At 58.5% G+C, this 14,983-nt stretch carries 11 protein-coding genes; 5 read left to right on the top strand and 6 right to left on the bottom strand.

What is annotated here, in order from left to right; translation table 11 throughout:
* Nucleotides 1-14: 14 nt before the first annotated feature.
* Nucleotides 15-1,052, bottom strand: coding sequence for a rod shape-determining protein MreB (mreB, locus tag ACYASS_RS10480; RefSeq protein ID WP_020292894.1), 1,038 nt, complete (start codon nucleotides 1,050-1,052; stop codon nucleotides 15-17).
* Nucleotides 1,053-1,261: 209 nt separating this feature from the next.
* On the opposite strand from mreB, the gene gatC reads away from it, so the two are divergent.
* The 5 genes from gatC to ACYASS_RS10455 all read left to right on the top strand — a co-directional run bounded on the left by gatC (nucleotide 1,262) and on the right by ACYASS_RS10455 (nucleotide 6,098).
* Entirely contained in the window at nucleotides 1,262-1,549 is a 288-nt protein-coding gene (gene gatC, locus ACYASS_RS10475; protein WP_122662830.1) for an Asp-tRNA(Asn)/Glu-tRNA(Gln) amidotransferase subunit GatC, read from the top strand.
* 15 nt (nucleotides 1,550-1,564) lie between these two features.
* Nucleotides 1,565-3,016 carry an Asp-tRNA(Asn)/Glu-tRNA(Gln) amidotransferase subunit GatA gene (gatA, locus tag ACYASS_RS10470; protein WP_463586070.1) on the top strand — a complete coding sequence of 484 codons (1,452 nt, stop codon included), beginning with the start codon at nucleotides 1,565-1,567 and terminating at the stop codon, nucleotides 3,014-3,016.
* A gap of 12 nt (nucleotides 3,017-3,028) precedes the next feature.
* Nucleotides 3,029-4,474 (top strand): Asp-tRNA(Asn)/Glu-tRNA(Gln) amidotransferase subunit GatB, encoded by a 1,446-nt coding sequence (gene gatB, locus ACYASS_RS10465; protein ID WP_122662834.1) that lies wholly within the window; start codon nucleotides 3,029-3,031, stop codon nucleotides 4,472-4,474.
* Between the two features lie 149 nt (nucleotides 4,475-4,623).
* Nucleotides 4,624-5,001, top strand: a complete 378-nt coding sequence (locus ACYASS_RS10460) for a septal ring lytic transglycosylase RlpA family protein (RefSeq protein WP_463586069.1) — start codon at nucleotides 4,624-4,626, stop codon at nucleotides 4,999-5,001.
* A 29-nt stretch (nucleotides 5,002-5,030) separates the two neighbouring features.
* Nucleotides 5,031-6,098, top strand: coding sequence for a calcium/sodium antiporter (locus ACYASS_RS10455; RefSeq protein ID WP_463586178.1), 1,068 nt, complete (start codon nucleotides 5,031-5,033; stop codon nucleotides 6,096-6,098).
* On the opposite strand, the gene ACYASS_RS10450 is transcribed toward ACYASS_RS10455, so the two are convergent.
* The 5 genes from ACYASS_RS10450 to ptsP all read right to left on the bottom strand — a co-directional run bounded on the left by ACYASS_RS10450 (nucleotide 6,095) and on the right by ptsP (nucleotide 14,736).
* Nucleotides 6,095-7,036 carry an AEC family transporter gene (locus ACYASS_RS10450; RefSeq protein WP_243244962.1) on the bottom strand — a complete coding sequence of 314 codons (942 nt, stop codon included), beginning with the start codon at nucleotides 7,034-7,036 and terminating at the stop codon, nucleotides 6,095-6,097. The genes ACYASS_RS10455 and ACYASS_RS10450 overlap by 4 nt on opposite strands.
* 270 nt (nucleotides 7,037-7,306) lie before the next feature.
* Complete coding sequence (locus tag ACYASS_RS10445; RefSeq protein ID WP_463586068.1) at nucleotides 7,307-8,869, bottom strand: alkaline phosphatase D family protein; 1,563 nt, start codon at nucleotides 8,867-8,869, stop codon at nucleotides 7,307-7,309.
* Between the two features lie 184 nt (nucleotides 8,870-9,053).
* Nucleotides 9,054-10,784: a PTS fructose-like transporter subunit IIB gene (locus ACYASS_RS10440; RefSeq protein WP_463586067.1), complete on the bottom strand. Its 1,731-nt coding sequence runs from the start codon at nucleotides 10,782-10,784 to the stop codon at nucleotides 9,054-9,056.
* 149 nt (nucleotides 10,785-10,933) lie between these two features.
* Nucleotides 10,934-11,875 (bottom strand): 1-phosphofructokinase, encoded by a 942-nt coding sequence (gene pfkB / locus ACYASS_RS10435; protein WP_463586066.1) that lies wholly within the window; start codon nucleotides 11,873-11,875, stop codon nucleotides 10,934-10,936.
* Nucleotides 11,875-14,736, bottom strand: a complete 2,862-nt coding sequence (ptsP, locus tag ACYASS_RS10430) for a phosphoenolpyruvate--protein phosphotransferase (protein WP_463586065.1) — start codon at nucleotides 14,734-14,736, stop codon at nucleotides 11,875-11,877. Before ptsP ends, pfkB begins: the two co-directional genes overlap by 1 nt.
* Nucleotides 14,737-14,983 lie beyond the last annotated feature (247 nt).

The following is a 14,983-nucleotide window of genomic DNA, read 5'->3' as shown; positions in this document are numbered from 1 at the left end:
ATGCTCGCCGCGCGTTATTCGCTGGAGAGCAGATCCATCGTGTGTTTATCCATCATTTCCAGCGCACGGCCACCGCCACGCGCTACACAGGTCAGCGGATCTTCGGCAACGATCACCGGCAGACCTGTTTCCTGAGCCAGCAATTTATCCAGGTCACGCAGCAAGGCGCCACCACCGGTCAACACCAGACCGCGCTCGGCGATGTCCGATGCCAGCTCTGGAGGGGATTGCTCCAGCGCGCTTTTGACTGCCTGAACGATGGTCGCCAGAGATTCCTGCAGCGCTTCAAGCACTTCGTTGGAATTCAGGGTGAAGGCACGTGGGACGCCTTCAGCCAGATTACGGCCGCGCACGTCGACTTCACGTACTTCGCCGCCCGGGTAGGCAGTACCGATTTCCTGCTTGATGCGCTCGGCAGTCGACTCACCGATCAGGCTGCCGTAGTTACGACGCACGTAAGTGATGATCGCTTCGTCGAAACGGTCGCCGCCGACCCGTACGGATTCGGCATAAACCACGCCATTGAGCGAGATCAGGGCGATTTCAGTGGTACCACCACCGATATCGACCACCATCGAACCGCGTGCTTCTTCAACCGGCAGACCGGCACCGATAGCAGCAGCCATTGGCTCTTCGATCAGGAACACTTCACGTGCACCCGCACCCAGTGCAGATTCGCGAATCGCACGACGCTCAACCTGAGTGGATTTGCACGGTACGCAGATCAGCACCCGAGGGCTTGGCTGCAGGAAGCTGTTCTCGTGAACCTTGTTGATGAAGTACTGCAGCATTTTCTCGCAAACGCTGAAGTCGGCAATAACGCCGTCTTTCATCGGACGAATAGCCGCGATGTTGCCTGGAGTACGGCCGAGCATGCGCTTGGCTTCCATCCCGACAGCAACGACGCTTTTCTGGTTTCCGTGGGTCCGAATGGCCACAACTGATGGTTCATTCAGAACGATGCCGCGCTCACGCACGTAAATAAGGGTGTTGGCAGTGCCCAGGTCGATAGACAGATCGCTGGAAAACATGCCACGCAGTTTCTTGAACATGGGAAAGGGACCCTAGGGAACGCGTGGGTAAAAAAGTGCGGCAAACTCTAACAACGACAGGGATTTTGGGCAAGGAGCCAATATGCTAAATTAGCGGTTTTTCCGAGCACGACCCTCGACGTTCGCGGCCTTATGACCGTAGAAAATGCGATAGTGTTCGCCAATCTAACACACGGACCCCATCCGTAGGCATTCCACTGGAGAACCCCATGGCGCTTGATCGCTCCGACGTGGAAAAGATCGCTCATCTGGCCCGACTTGGCCTGAATGACGCCGATATCCCGCGTACTACCGAAGCACTTAACAGCATTCTTGGGCTCGTAGATCAGATGCAGGCGGTCGATACAACCGGTATCGAACCCCTTGCACACCCCCTCGAAGCGTCCCAACGCCTGCGCGAAGATGCGGTTACCGAACAAAATCATCGGGAAACTTATCAAGCCATCGCACCAGCGGTCCAAGACGGCCTTTATCTGGTTCCAAAAGTCATCGACTAAGGGAATGTGCCTTCAATGCATCAAATGACTCTGGCTGAGATCGCTCGCGGGCTCGCCGATAAAAAGTTTTCTTCCGAAGAATTGACCCGTGTCCTGCTGGCTCGCATTACCCAGCTCGATCCACAGCTCAACAGCTTCATTACCCTCACCGAAGACCTGGCGATCACCCAGGCGCAGGCCGCTGACGCTCGACGCGCGGCCGGTGAAAACAATCCGTTGCTGGGCGCACCCATTGCCCACAAGGATCTGTTTTGCACAAAAGGTATCCGCACCAGTTGTGCGTCGAAGATGCTTGATAACTTCAAGGCACCGTACGACGCCACTGTGGTCAGCAAACTGGCTGCTGCGGGCACTGTGACGCTGGGCAAGACCAACATGGACGAATTCGCCATGGGTTCTGCCAACGAGTCCAGCCACTATGGCGCAGTGAAAAACCCGTGGAATGTCGAGCACGTACCAGGCGGCTCTTCCGGCGGTTCGGCTGCGGCCGTTGCTGCACGCCTGCTGCCTGCTGCAACCGGCACCGACACTGGCGGCTCGATTCGCCAACCGGCTGCACTGACCAACCTGACCGGACTGAAACCGACCTACGGACGTGTTTCCCGTTGGGGCATGATCGCCTATGCATCCAGCCTCGATCAGGCTGGCCCGATGGCCCGCACGGCTGAAGACTGCGCACTGCTGCTGCAAGGCATGGCCGGTTTCGATCCACAGGATTCCACCAGCATCGACGAACCGGTGCCGGATTACAGCGCCAGCCTCAACGGCTCGCTGCAAGGCCTGCGCATCGGTATCCCGAAAGAATATTTCAGCGCCGGTCTCGACCCACGCATTGCCGATCTGGTCATGGCCAGCGTCGAAGAGCTGAAAAAACTGGGTGCCGTGGTCAAGGAAATCAGCCTGCCAAACCTGCAACACGCTATCCCGGCTTATTACGTGATCGCTCCGGCAGAAGCATCGTCGAACCTGTCGCGCTTTGACGGCGTGCGTTTCGGCTATCGCTGCGACGAGCCCAAGGACCTGACTGATCTATACAAACGCTCCCGTGCCGAGGGCTTTGGCCCGGAAGTGCAGCGTCGGATCATGGTGGGCGCGTATGCGCTATCAGCCGGTTATTACGACGCTTATTACCTGCAGGCGCAGAAAATCCGTCGCCTGATCAAGAACGATTTCATGAATGCTTTCGCCGAAGTCGACGTGATCCTTGGCCCGACCACGCCTAACCCGGCCTGGAAAATCGGCGCCAAGACCAACGACCCGATCGCCGAATATCTGGAAGACTTCTACACCATCACCGCCAACCTCGCGGGTCTGCCGGGCTTGTCCATGCCAGCAGGCTTTGCTGACGGTTTGCCGGTAGGCGTGCAATTGCTCGCCCCGTATTTCCAGGAAGGCCGCTTGCTGAACGTCGCTCATCAGTATCAGCAAGTTACCGATTGGCATCTGCGCACGCCTAGCGGCTTCTAAGGAGAAAACACAATGCAATGGGAAGTTGTTATCGGGCTGGAGATTCACACCCAGCTTTCGACCCAATCGAAGATTTTCTCCGGCAGCGCCATCGCGTTTGGCTCCGAGCCCAACACACAGGCGAGCCTGGTTGACCTGGGCATGCCCGGAGTTTTGCCGGTACTGAATAAAGAAGCCGTGCGTATGGCCGTCAAGTTCGGCCTGGCGGTTGACGCCGAGATCGGTCAGCACAACGTTTTCGCCCGCAAGAACTACTTCTACCCGGACCTTCCAAAGGGTTATCAGATCAGTCAGATGGAGCTGCCCATTGTCGGCAAAGGCCACCTGGACATCACCCTTGAAGACGGCACCGTAAAACGCGTTGGCATCACTCGTGCCCACCTTGAAGAAGACGCAGGCAAAAGCCTGCACGAAGACTTCAGTGGTATGACCGGCATCGACCTGAACCGCGCGGGCACCCCCCTGCTGGAAATCGTTTCCGAGCCGGACATGCGTTCCGCCAAGGAAGCGGTGGCTTATGTCAAAGCCATGCACGCACTGGTTCGTTATCTCGGCATTTGCGACGGCAACATGGCGGAAGGCTCGCTGCGTTGCGACTGTAACGTTTCTATTCGCCCGAAAGGTCAGGTGGAATTCGGGACGCGCTGCGAGATCAAGAACGTCAACTCGTTCCGCTTCATTGAGAAAGCGATCAACAGCGAAATTCAGCGTCAGATCGATTTGATCGAAGACGGCGGCAAGGTCATTCAACAGACCCGCCTGTACGACCCGAACAAAGACGAAACCCGCGCCATGCGCAGCAAAGAGGAAGCCAACGACTACCGTTACTTCCCGGACCCTGACCTGTTGCCGGTGATCATCGAAGACTCGTTCATAGAAGAAACCCGCGCCACGCTACCGGAATTGCCTCCGCAAAAACGCGAACGCTTCCAGAGCCAGTTTGGCCTGTCAGCCTACGACGCCAGCGTACTTGCCTCCAGCCGCGAGCAAGCCGATTACTTCGAGCAAGTGGTCAGCATCAGTGGCGACGCCAAACTGGCTGCCAACTGGGTTATGGTCGAATTGGGCAGCCTGCTGAACAAGCAAGGCCTGGAAATCGAAGAATCGCCGGTCAGCGCCGAGCAACTGGGCGGCATGCTCAAGCGCATCACCGACAACACCATTTCCGGCAAAATCGCGAAAATGGTCTTTGAGGCCATGGCCAATGGCGAAGGCAGCGCTGATGAAGTCATTGAGAAACGCGGCCTGAAGCAAGTGACTGACAGCGGCGCCATCGAGTCGATGCTCGACGAGATGCTGGCAGCCAATGCCGAGCAGGTTGAACAGTACCGCGCGGCCGATGAAGCAAAACGCGGCAAGATGTTCGGCTTCTTCGTGGGTCAGGCAATGAAAGTCTCGAAAGGCAAAGCGAATCCGCAGCAGGTCAATGAACTGCTGAAGAAGAAACTGGAAGGTTGATTTAAAAAACTCTAACAGTCACAACGACCTGTAGGAGTGAGCTTGCTCGCGATTCGGTATGCCATCCAACGCATCTATCGAATGGCCTGACGCTATCGCGAGCAAGCTCACTGCTACAGACTGCGTCCAGGCATTCAAGGATCGCACCCATGCTGCGGCTTCTCGGCACCACAGCTCTATTTACCTTTCTGGTTGGCTGCGCCAGCCAGAATCAGACCATTGACGCTCGCGGCTACGATCAAACGGGCGATGCGTCCTATTACGGTGCCCGGCATCACGGCAAACGTACCGCCAGCGGCGAACCCTTTGACCAAAATGCGCTCACTGCGGCCCACCGCCAGCTCCCCTTTGGCACGCGAGTCAAAGTCACCAACCTGGATAACGACAAAAGCGTCATTGTCCGGATCAATGATCGCGGCCCCCATACACGTGGCCGACTGATTGATTTATCACGCGCGGCTGCCGAACAGATCGGCATGGTGCGCAGCGGAACCGCGCCCGTGCGCGTACAAAGTCTGAGCGACTAAGGACGCCCCGAATTCTCGAACTATCATCCCTGCCCCTCCCCGACGTCATTCAGTGGGTATGCGGCCTGCTGTTGCTGCTGATCGGTGCTGAACTTTCCGTACGCGCCGCAGTGAGTCTCGCCACGACCCTTGGGGTACGGCCGCTGTTCATCGGCCTGACGTTTGTCGCTTTGGGCAGCAGCGCGCCGCAAATGGCGGTAGGCCTGCAAGCGGCCTTCACCTCCAGCGCCGATATCGCCGTGGGCAGTGTGGTAGGCAGCAATATTTTCAATGTACTGGTCACTCTCGGCCTATGCGCCTTGATCATCCCGCTGCGGGTTACGCGGCAACTGGTTCGCCTGGAAATCCCGTTGATGATTGCAGCCAGCGCACTGGTGCTGGCCCTTTCCTGGAACGGCGTATTAGGCGCGCTGGATGGCGCAATTTTGCTGCTGGGCTTGCTGGTTTACCTGCTGACCGTATTCCGTCAGTCCGGACAACGCTTTGCCTATCGCCAATCCAGTGGCACGGAACACTCCCGTAAAACGGGCCAGGTCATGCTGCGCCTGGGCGCGTTGTTTGGCGGTATCGCGTGCGTGGTGCTGGGCAGTCATCTGCTGGTAGCCGCATCAGTGGTCATCGCACTGGATCTTGGCTTGTCCGAGCGGGTCATCGGCCTGACGGTGATTGCCGTCAGCACATCCCTTCCCGCCCTGACCACCTCGTTGATCGCGGCATTGCGCGGTGAGCGCGATATTGCCGTGGGCAACGTGATTGGCAGCAACCTCTTCAATCTGTTGGGCGTGCTGGGCATCACCGCCTTGATCGCGCCGGTGCCTCTGTCCGTCTCACCCAACGCACTGGATTTCGACCTCCCGGTGATGTTCGGGGTAGCGGCGCTGTGCTTGCCGTTGTTCTACTCGGGCTACCGGATCACACGTATCGAAGGGTTGATGCTGTTGGCCCTGTATCTGGCTTACGGGCTGCACATCGTGTCATTCACCACCGGCATGCCACTGGCCGACAAGCTTGAGCGGCTGATGGTCCAGTTCGTCCTGCCGGTGTTCGCCGTGGTGATCATGTTCAGCACCATCAGAGCATGGCGTCGCCAGCACTAGATCCAGCCACCCCATTGCAGAATGAAAATCCCGATATTGGTGGTCACTGCGGCCGCCAATGTCGTGATAACGATGATCGCAGCCGCCAGCACATGATTGCCATTGGCCGCACGGGCCATGACGTAGCTGGACGCGGCGGTCGGGCTGGCGAAGTACAGAAATAGAATCCCCAATTCTGCTCCGCGGAAACCACACAGCCAGGCGGCCAGCGTAGACAGTACCGGCAAGGTGACCATCTTCATCATGCTCGCGCTGATTGCCAGCTTGCCGCTCTGATGCAGCGAACTCAGAGACAAAGTGCCACCAATACAGATCAGGGCCAGCGGCAAGGTCATTTGCGCCAGGTAATTGCCCGACGTTTCGATCCAGTGCGGCAATGGAATCTTGAAATAGGCGAAGGGTGTAGCCGCGATGATGCTGATGATCAACGGGTTGCCCAGCACACTTTTGAACAGGCTCCACGGATCAGACTTGATCACCGGGCTGTACACCGCGAGCACGATGGTCGAGAGCGCGTTGTAGAACAGGATGACCAGGGCCGCGAGAATCGCCCCCAGAGAAATCCCGTAATCGCCGTACATGCTGGCGGCCAGCGCCAGACCGATCACGCCGTTGTTACCACGAAAGGCGCCCTGAACAAAAACGCCACGGTCTACCAGTGGTACGCGCCAGATGGCCCAGCCCCACGCAAACGCGAACCCGGCCAGGGTAATGATGGTGAAAAAAATCAGTAGCGACGGTTGCAGCGCTTCACGCAGATCGGCATGGATGATGCCCAGAAACAGCAGCGCGGGCATTGTCACGTTAAACACCAGACTCGATGCGGTCATGATGAAACCGTCATCAATCCAGTTGATGCGCTTGAGCAGCACACCCAGGAACAACATGGCGAAAACCGGCGCAGTGATGGCCAGGGTCTGATAGAAAATGTCCAGCATTCGTCGAACCCTGTCCCGTCGTTAGGTAGCTAATGATAAGCCAGCATAGACGATAGCGTTACAGGGAATTTCTGGCTGGGCTCCGGACAAAACCCAAACACGGTGATTGTGTGCCTGCCCAAAAGTCGATGTGCGACACAAATCCTGTGGGAGCCAGGCTTGCCGACGATAAGGCTGGATGCGGTTCACTTTTAGATCGCGCCCGGCCTTATCGCCGGCAAGCCGGGATCCCACAGAAGATTTCATTACAGATCCAGATGCTGTTTACCTTCATGCATCCCGAGCTGGCACCAGTTTCTTCTCGAACACCGACACCCCATCCAGATCCCGCAAGGTCACGGTCATCTCCGAGCTTTGGCCGTCGATGTTCACTTCGCCAAAAAACTGGAAACCGGCAAACGGCGAGGTATTTTGCGCAGGCGGTGCTTTCTGGAAGACCAGTTCAGGACCAAAGGTCTTGTCCAGCGGGTTGGGCCCGAAGCTCCCGGCATTCAACGGTCCGGCGACAAACTCCCAGAACGGGTCGAAGTCCTGAAACACGGCGCGATCAGGTTGATAGTGATGCGCGGCGCAGTAATGCACATCGGCGGTCAGCCATACGCAGTCGCGGATTTTTTGGGCGCGTAGATACGTCAACAGCTCAGCAACTTCGAGTTCACGACCGGCTGCCGGGCCATCATTGCCATTGGCGATAGCTTCCCAGCGCGCCACACCCGGGCTGACCTCGCCATCAGGAACGCCCAGACCAATTGGCATGTCGGCAGCGATCACCTTCCATTGCGCGGTTGAATTCTTCAGCCCGCTTTTGAGCCAGTCCAGTTGCGTACGCCCCAGGAAAGCCGTGGTAGGACCAGGTTTATCCGCCAGGTTGGCGTCGTTGCCATCGCGGTAGCTGCGCATGTCCAGCACGAACACATCGAGCATCGGCCCGTAGCTCATCTTGCGGTAGATACGCCCGCCGTTGTCCGCCTCCTGCAGACGCATCGGTGCGTATTCGAGAAAGGCCTGGCGGCCACGCGAGGCCAGTAACTGTATGTCCTTGACCTTGTAACGATCATCCAGCTGTTTGCTCGGCGACCAGTTGTTGGTCACTTCGTGATCGTCCCACTGCCAGATCTGCGGCACTTCGGCATTGAAGCGGCGCAAGTTGTCATCCATCAGGTTGTAGCGATACGCGCCGCGATACTCGTCCAGGGTTTCAGCAACTTTGCTCTTGGCTTCAGTGGTGATGTTGCGCCAGATACGCCCGCCTTCCGTGACGATTTGTGCCGGAACAGGGCCGTCGGCGTAAATCGTGTCGCCACTGTGAATGAAGAAATCCGGCAGACGCAGACGCATCGCCTCATAGATTCGCATGCCACCCACGTCCGGGTTGATGCCGAAGCCCTGACCCACCGTGTCGCCACTCCAGACAAATCTCAGGTTACGGCGTTGCTGCGGCACGCTGCGCAGATGGCCGAACCAGGGCTCGCTGGTCACACCGGATTGGGCGTCTTCAAATTGCACACGGTAAAAAATCGCCTGATCAGTTGGCAATCCGCTCAACTCGACTCGCGCGGTGAAGTCTGTACGCTGATCTGCCAAGGCCGAAACAACACGGCGCGGATTGGTGAACATGCTGCGCGTGTCCCACTCAACCACCATGCGCGCCGGCCGATCGCTTCGGCTCCAGACCATCGCCCGATCACCGAGTACATCACCGGACTGCACACCGTCAGTGATTTTCGGTCGATCCTGCACTGAAGCGATAACGGCTGGCGCCAGACCCGGCAAAAGCAGGCCTGCTCCAGCAGCCTGAATAATGCGACGTCGCGTAGGGTCGAACTGAGTCATGGAGGGTCCCCTTGTGGAAAGTAAAGGGGAAAGCTAGCAGTGCAAGATGGGGAAAATATGACAGTGGGGCCAACATTGAACCGGTAGGAGCCAACTTGTTGGCGAGAGGCTGTGAGCCTGTCCAATCGCCTCGCGAACAAGTTCGCTCCTACCGGGACGTCGCATTATCAGGGCAAAGTGTAAATCACGCCTGCGCTGGCGCAACCTCCATCTCGACCACTTCCGGACGTTTAAGCACTGCGTATACAACCCCCGTCACCACACTGCCCGCAACAATCGCGAACAGATACAACAGCGCATGATTCATTGCGTTAGGGATCAACATCACGAACAAGCCACCGTGGGGCGCCATCAGCTTGCAGCCAAAGTACATGGACAAAGCACCGGTCAGCGCACCACCGGCAATGCTGGCCGGGATGACCCGCAACGGATCTTTTGCTGCAAACGGAATAGCACCCTCGGAGATAAAGCACAGCCCCAACACAAACGCGGCCTTGCCCGCCTCCCGCTCACTCTGGGCAAACTTGCGCCGGGCGATGAAACTGGCGATGCCCATACCAATCGGTGGCACCATCCCGGCGGCCATGGCTGCGGCCATCGGCGCATAGCTCTGGGATGCCAGCAATCCGACAGAAAACGCATAGGACGCTTTGTTGATCGGCCCACCCAGATCGACACACATCATCGCACCGAGCACTACACCCAACAGAATGGCGTTAGTGGTGCCCATGCTGTTGAGGAACAGTGTGAGGCTTTCCAGCAACCCAGCGACGGGTTTGCCCACCGCGTAAATCATCAGCAACCCGGTGATCAGGCTAGCCAACAGAGGAATGATCAAAATCGGCTTGAGCGCTTCAACACTGGCCGGTAAACGCACGTAGCGATTGATCGCCCAAGCGCTGTAACCCGCAATAAAACCGGCTGCGATACCGCCAATGAAACCTGCCCCAAGCGTGCTCGCCAGCAAACCACCAATCATGCCCGGGGCCAGCCCCGGACGGTCAGCGATGGAATAGGCTATATAGCCAGCCAGCAAGGGGACCATCAACGTAAAGGCCGCATCGCCCACCTGTTTCAGCACCGCAGCCAGCGTTCCGGGTTCCTTGAACGCCTCAATACCGAACACAAATGACAATGCGATCAACAGGCCGCCCGCCACCACCATCGGCAGCATGTACGACACGCCGGTCAGCAAATGTTTGTAGACGCCGGTCTTTTCCTGCCTGGCGGGTGCCTTCGGCGTGCTGCCGGAAGACTCCACCTCGGCTTCGGCCAAGGCTTTTTTCAGTGTCGCATCGGACTGCTTGAGCGCGATCCCGGTGCCGCAGCGGTAAATACGCTTGCCCGCAAATCGCTCGGTGGCCACTTCGATGTCGGCCGCCAGCAATACCACATCAGCGTCGGCAATCGCCTTGGCGCTGAGCGGATTGCGCGCGCCCACCGAGCCTTGAGTTTCAACCTGAAGCTCATAGCCCAGACGCTTCGCGGCTTGCTGGATGGCCTCGGCAGCCATGAACGTATGCGCTACGCCCGTTGGGCAAGCAGTGACGGCGACAATGCGCGGGATGGCTCCAGACGCTGCAGGCGCTACAGCAGCAGATGCCTCGTAGACCTGGGCCTGTTCGGCAGCCCGGTGCAGAAAACCGTCCACGTCTTGCAGCGCGTGGGCCGGAGATTCCTGAAACAGACGCTTGCCGACGAAGCGGGAAAGATCCACTTCACCAGTGTTGACCACCAGAATCCAGTCCGCGTCGGCGACTTCCTGGGCGGACAAAAGCTGCGTCGGATTGCGTGGATCAAAGACCTCGACACAGGTGCTCCAGCCCATACGCTGAGCGGCAGCATCCAGCAGCCTCGCACTGAGAACGCTGCTGACCTTGCCATTTGGGCAGGCTGTCACAATGGCTAATTTCATTACCTGGCCTCTCTTATTAAACAGCGCATAACCAAGTTGATTGGAATGCATTCTGTAGGAGCTGCCGAAGGCTGCGAAAGCGGCGTGTCTGACACACCTGATCGCAGCCTTCGGCAGCTCCTGCACCGACCATGCAGTGGCCGGTTCCTTTATCTTTCCGCCAAAGTGCGAACGTTCACACCGCCTTCAAGCTTTTTGAGCGTTGCGTTGTCGGTGATACCAAACCCGATCTGAGTGACCGCCATGGCCGCAATCGCCGTCGCAGTACGCAACGTCTGTTGTGCTGAATGGCCACTGAGCAAACCGTGCACCATGCCCGCGAGCAACGAATCTCCGGCGCCCACCGTGCTTGCCACAGTCACTTTCGGCGGCAATGACTGCAATGCGCTATCCGCGCAGAACCAGTGCACACCCTCGGAGCCCTGCGAAATCACCACATGCTCAATCCCACGGGCATGCAGGCTTGCTGCAGCTTCGGCCTGAGCAGCGATAGAAATGATCGGCGCATCGAGTGCGTCAGCCAGCTCTTCGGTATTGGGCTTGATCAGCCACGGCCCAGCCGCAAGACCGGCGCGCAAAGCCAGACCACTGGTGTCCAGCACGACTTTGAGGCCCAGATCTTTCAGGCGCACCAGCAGCTTGTGCAGCCATTCCGGGCTGACACCGCGCGGCAAGCTGCCCGCAACCACGACCGCATCAAACTGCGTTGCGATCTGCTCGACACGGGCAAACAAAGCCTGCTGCGCATCTTCGCTCACCATCGGGCCGGGGCCATTCAGGTCGGTGATACGTCCACTCTGCTCCGCCAGCTTGATGTTGCTGCGAGTCTCGCCCGGCACGCGAACAAACTCGTCGACAAAGCCTCTACGCGTGAAAAGAGCCTCAAAAGGCTGCTGATTATCGACACCCAGAAAGCCGGCAACGGTGAGCTCATGCCCCAGATCGGCGAGCACCTGAGCGACGTTCAGACCTTTGCCCGCCGCGTGGCTGAGCATGGCTTCACTGCGATTGACCTGGCCCAGTTGCAACGGTCCCAACTGTACAGTCAGGTCCATCGCCGGGTTCATGGTCAGGGTCAGAATCTTGGCCATTACAGAGCCTCCACAAGGGCACGCACTTCGGCGGCACTGCCTACCGTCAGCGCGTTTTGCGCCAGTTGCTTTGCCTTACTCAAATTCAGTTCGCGCACACAGGCTTTGACCTCACCGATGCTGCGCGCAGAGACGCTCAGCTCGTCGACGCCCAGCCCTACCAGCACAGGGACGGCCAGCGGATCTGCCGCCAACTCACCGCAGATGCCGACCCATTTGCCATTGGCATGGGCCGCGCGCACGGTCATATCAATCAGCTGTAACACCGCTGGATGCAGACCGTCAGCCTGAGCCGACAACGTCGGGTGGCCACGGTCGATGGCCAGCGTGTATTGAGTCAGGTCGTTGGTACCGACACTGAAAAAATCCACTTCCTTTGCCAGGACTGGCGCAAGCAAGGCGGCCGAGGGGACTTCGATCATGATGCCGATCTGCAAGTCTGCGACCGGGATCTCTTCACGCAGACGCAGGGTCATCTCCCGCGCCTGACGCCACTCTTCAACAGTGCCAACCATCGGGAACATGATGCGCAGCGGACGATTGTCAGCGGCGCGCAGCAGGGCACGCAACTGGCTTTCCATGACCTGCGGACGTTGCAGGGTCAGACGGATGCCGCGTACGCCGAGAAACGGATTTTCTTCTTTATCGATAGGCCAGTAAGGCAGCGGTTTATCGCCGCCTACGTCCAGCGTACGAACCACCAACGGACGCCCTTGCAGGTCGTCCAGCACGCGGCGGTATTCGGCTTCCTGAGTCGCTTCGTCCGGCGCCTGAGAGTGGGCCATGAACAACAATTCGGTGCGCAACAGGCCGATGCCTTCCGCCCCCTGCTCTACGGCCGCAGGCGTACCGGCGCTGTCGCCGATATTGGCGAAGACCTCAACGGCATGGCCGTCCAGGGTGAGTGCAGGCTCCATACGTTTTGCTGCAGCGGCTTGCAGACGCTGCTCGCGGTTGTCACGATCCTGAGCAGCGCGCTGCAAGGTCTCGGTGTCTGGCGCGACAGTCAAACGGCCCTTCTGGCCATCGAGCAGCAACAGCGTGCCAGGCTTGAGCAACAGCACGCCGTCACCCGCGCCCACCAACGCCGGAATACCCAATGCACGGGCAACAATTGCGCTGTGTGCAGTAGCGCCACCGCGAGCAGTGAGAATGCCTGCGACCTGCACCGGGTCCAGCCGGGCGACATCGGATGGGCCGACCTCATCCATCACCAGAATGTAGGGCTCGTCCGGAGCAACCAGGGTTTCAATGCCACAAATCTGCGCCAGCACTCGACGACCGACATCACGCAAATCAGCGGCACGTTCTGCCAGCAGTGCGTCCTGAAGTTGTTCCTGCTGACGCGCGGCGCTGTCGATCACGTTGTTCCAGGCGGCAGCAGCGCTTTCGCCCTGCCTCAGACGCAGGATGACTTCGTTAACCAGTTCAGGATCGTCGAGCATTTCGACATGAGTGATGAAAATCTCGCGGATCGCTTTGGCCTTGCTGCGTTGAATGAGGCCCTGAATGTCCTGACGGACTTCAGCAAGTGCCTTCTCCAGACGCTCGCGTTCAATGGCAGCCGATTCGCCCTGCATCGGGTAATCGAAGGCTTGCAGCACCTGAATGTGCGCGGGGCCAATGGCGATGCCAGGAGATGCCGGAACTGCAGCGATCTGGCTGCCATCTGCGGGAGCCAGGGTTTCCTTAGGGACGATCGCGGCTACCGGCGTCGGCGATGTGGCGGTCGGCAGCGGCTCAACGTCTTCGCCAAGGCCCTGCTCGACAGCGGCCAGCAAAGCGGGCAAGGCATCAGCAGCAACACTGGGCTCGGCGATGAACTCCAGGACCTGACCACGGCGTGCGCCCAGACTCAACAACTTGCTTAAACTCTTGGCGGAAACAGCGCTTTCGCCAGTATCCAGCACACGAACGCGGATATCGCCTTCAAACTCCTTGGCCAACTGCGCAAGGATCTTCGCCGGGCGAGCGTGCAGACCGTGGGCATTGGCCAGGGTCACGTGTTGGGTCGGCCATTCGGCAGGCACTTCACCGCCCAGCGCTTCAAGCACGGCGCGGTTGCTGGTGGCGTGCCCCAGTTCGTGACCCCGACCCTCAATCAACAGGGAGCACAAACGCTCAAGCAACGCCTGATGCGCTTCCCCCAGACTGGCCAGACAGAACAACCCGGTGAGCGGCTGACCCAGGTAACGGATCGGTTTATCAGGCGTGACAAACGCCAGGCCTGGACGTTTGACAGTTTGTTCGCTGTGCAACCACCACAAGCCATCGCCCAACGACAGGGCTTCCACTTGCTGAAGCACCGCAGCGAAACCGTTATTGACGCAGTCGGCCTTGCGCAGCAAACGCGCGCCCCGCCAGACCAGTTCTTCAAAATCGTCGGCAGAAACACCCAGGCTGATCATCTGGCTATCAAGGGCCAGCTCTTGGGGCGCGCCTTGCAGCAGTTTGAGCAGTGCTTCAGGGCTATCAGCCTGGCGCAGCGCTTCACCCAGATCGGTTTCGCCCAGGGCGCGGGTCAAGAGTTGCAGAAGGCGCAAATGCTCGTCGGATTTGGCAGCAATACCAATGGCCAGATACACCATGTGGCCATCGCCCCAATCCACCCCGTCGGGAAACTGAATCAGGCGTACGCCCGTGGCGAACACCTGATCACGGGTTTCCGGCGTGCCGTGAGGGATTGCGATGCCTTGCCCAAGAAAAGTCGAACCTTGTTTTTCACGGTTCTGCAGACCTGTCAGATAGCCGTCGGCAACCAGACCATCGGTCACCAGCAAGTCGGCAAGCAGTTGCAAAGCGGCGGACTTATCCACAGCCGTCTGGGCCATGGATATTTGCTCAACAGTGAGCTCGAGCATGCCTGTCTCCTGTACAGCGCGGGCACGCGCCTGATTCTTGTTTTAAGAACGATCATGGACTGATCGACAGCTTAGGTGATGAAACAGATAAACGATCAAAGGTATGCCTATGACAACAGCAACGAAAATAGTTGCTGAAACGTTTAATCTAATTGCTCGGCACGTTACTCGATTATCTCCACCGGTTGAAGAGCACTCGGTCCAATGTTGCCCGGCAAACGCAAATAAACCTGAGAACATTGGGGTG

This window comes from Pseudomonas sp. HP_14, assembly GCF_055283875.1.
Note: the sequence above shows the minus strand (reverse complement) of the source record. Positions and strands in the feature narration are given on the sequence as shown.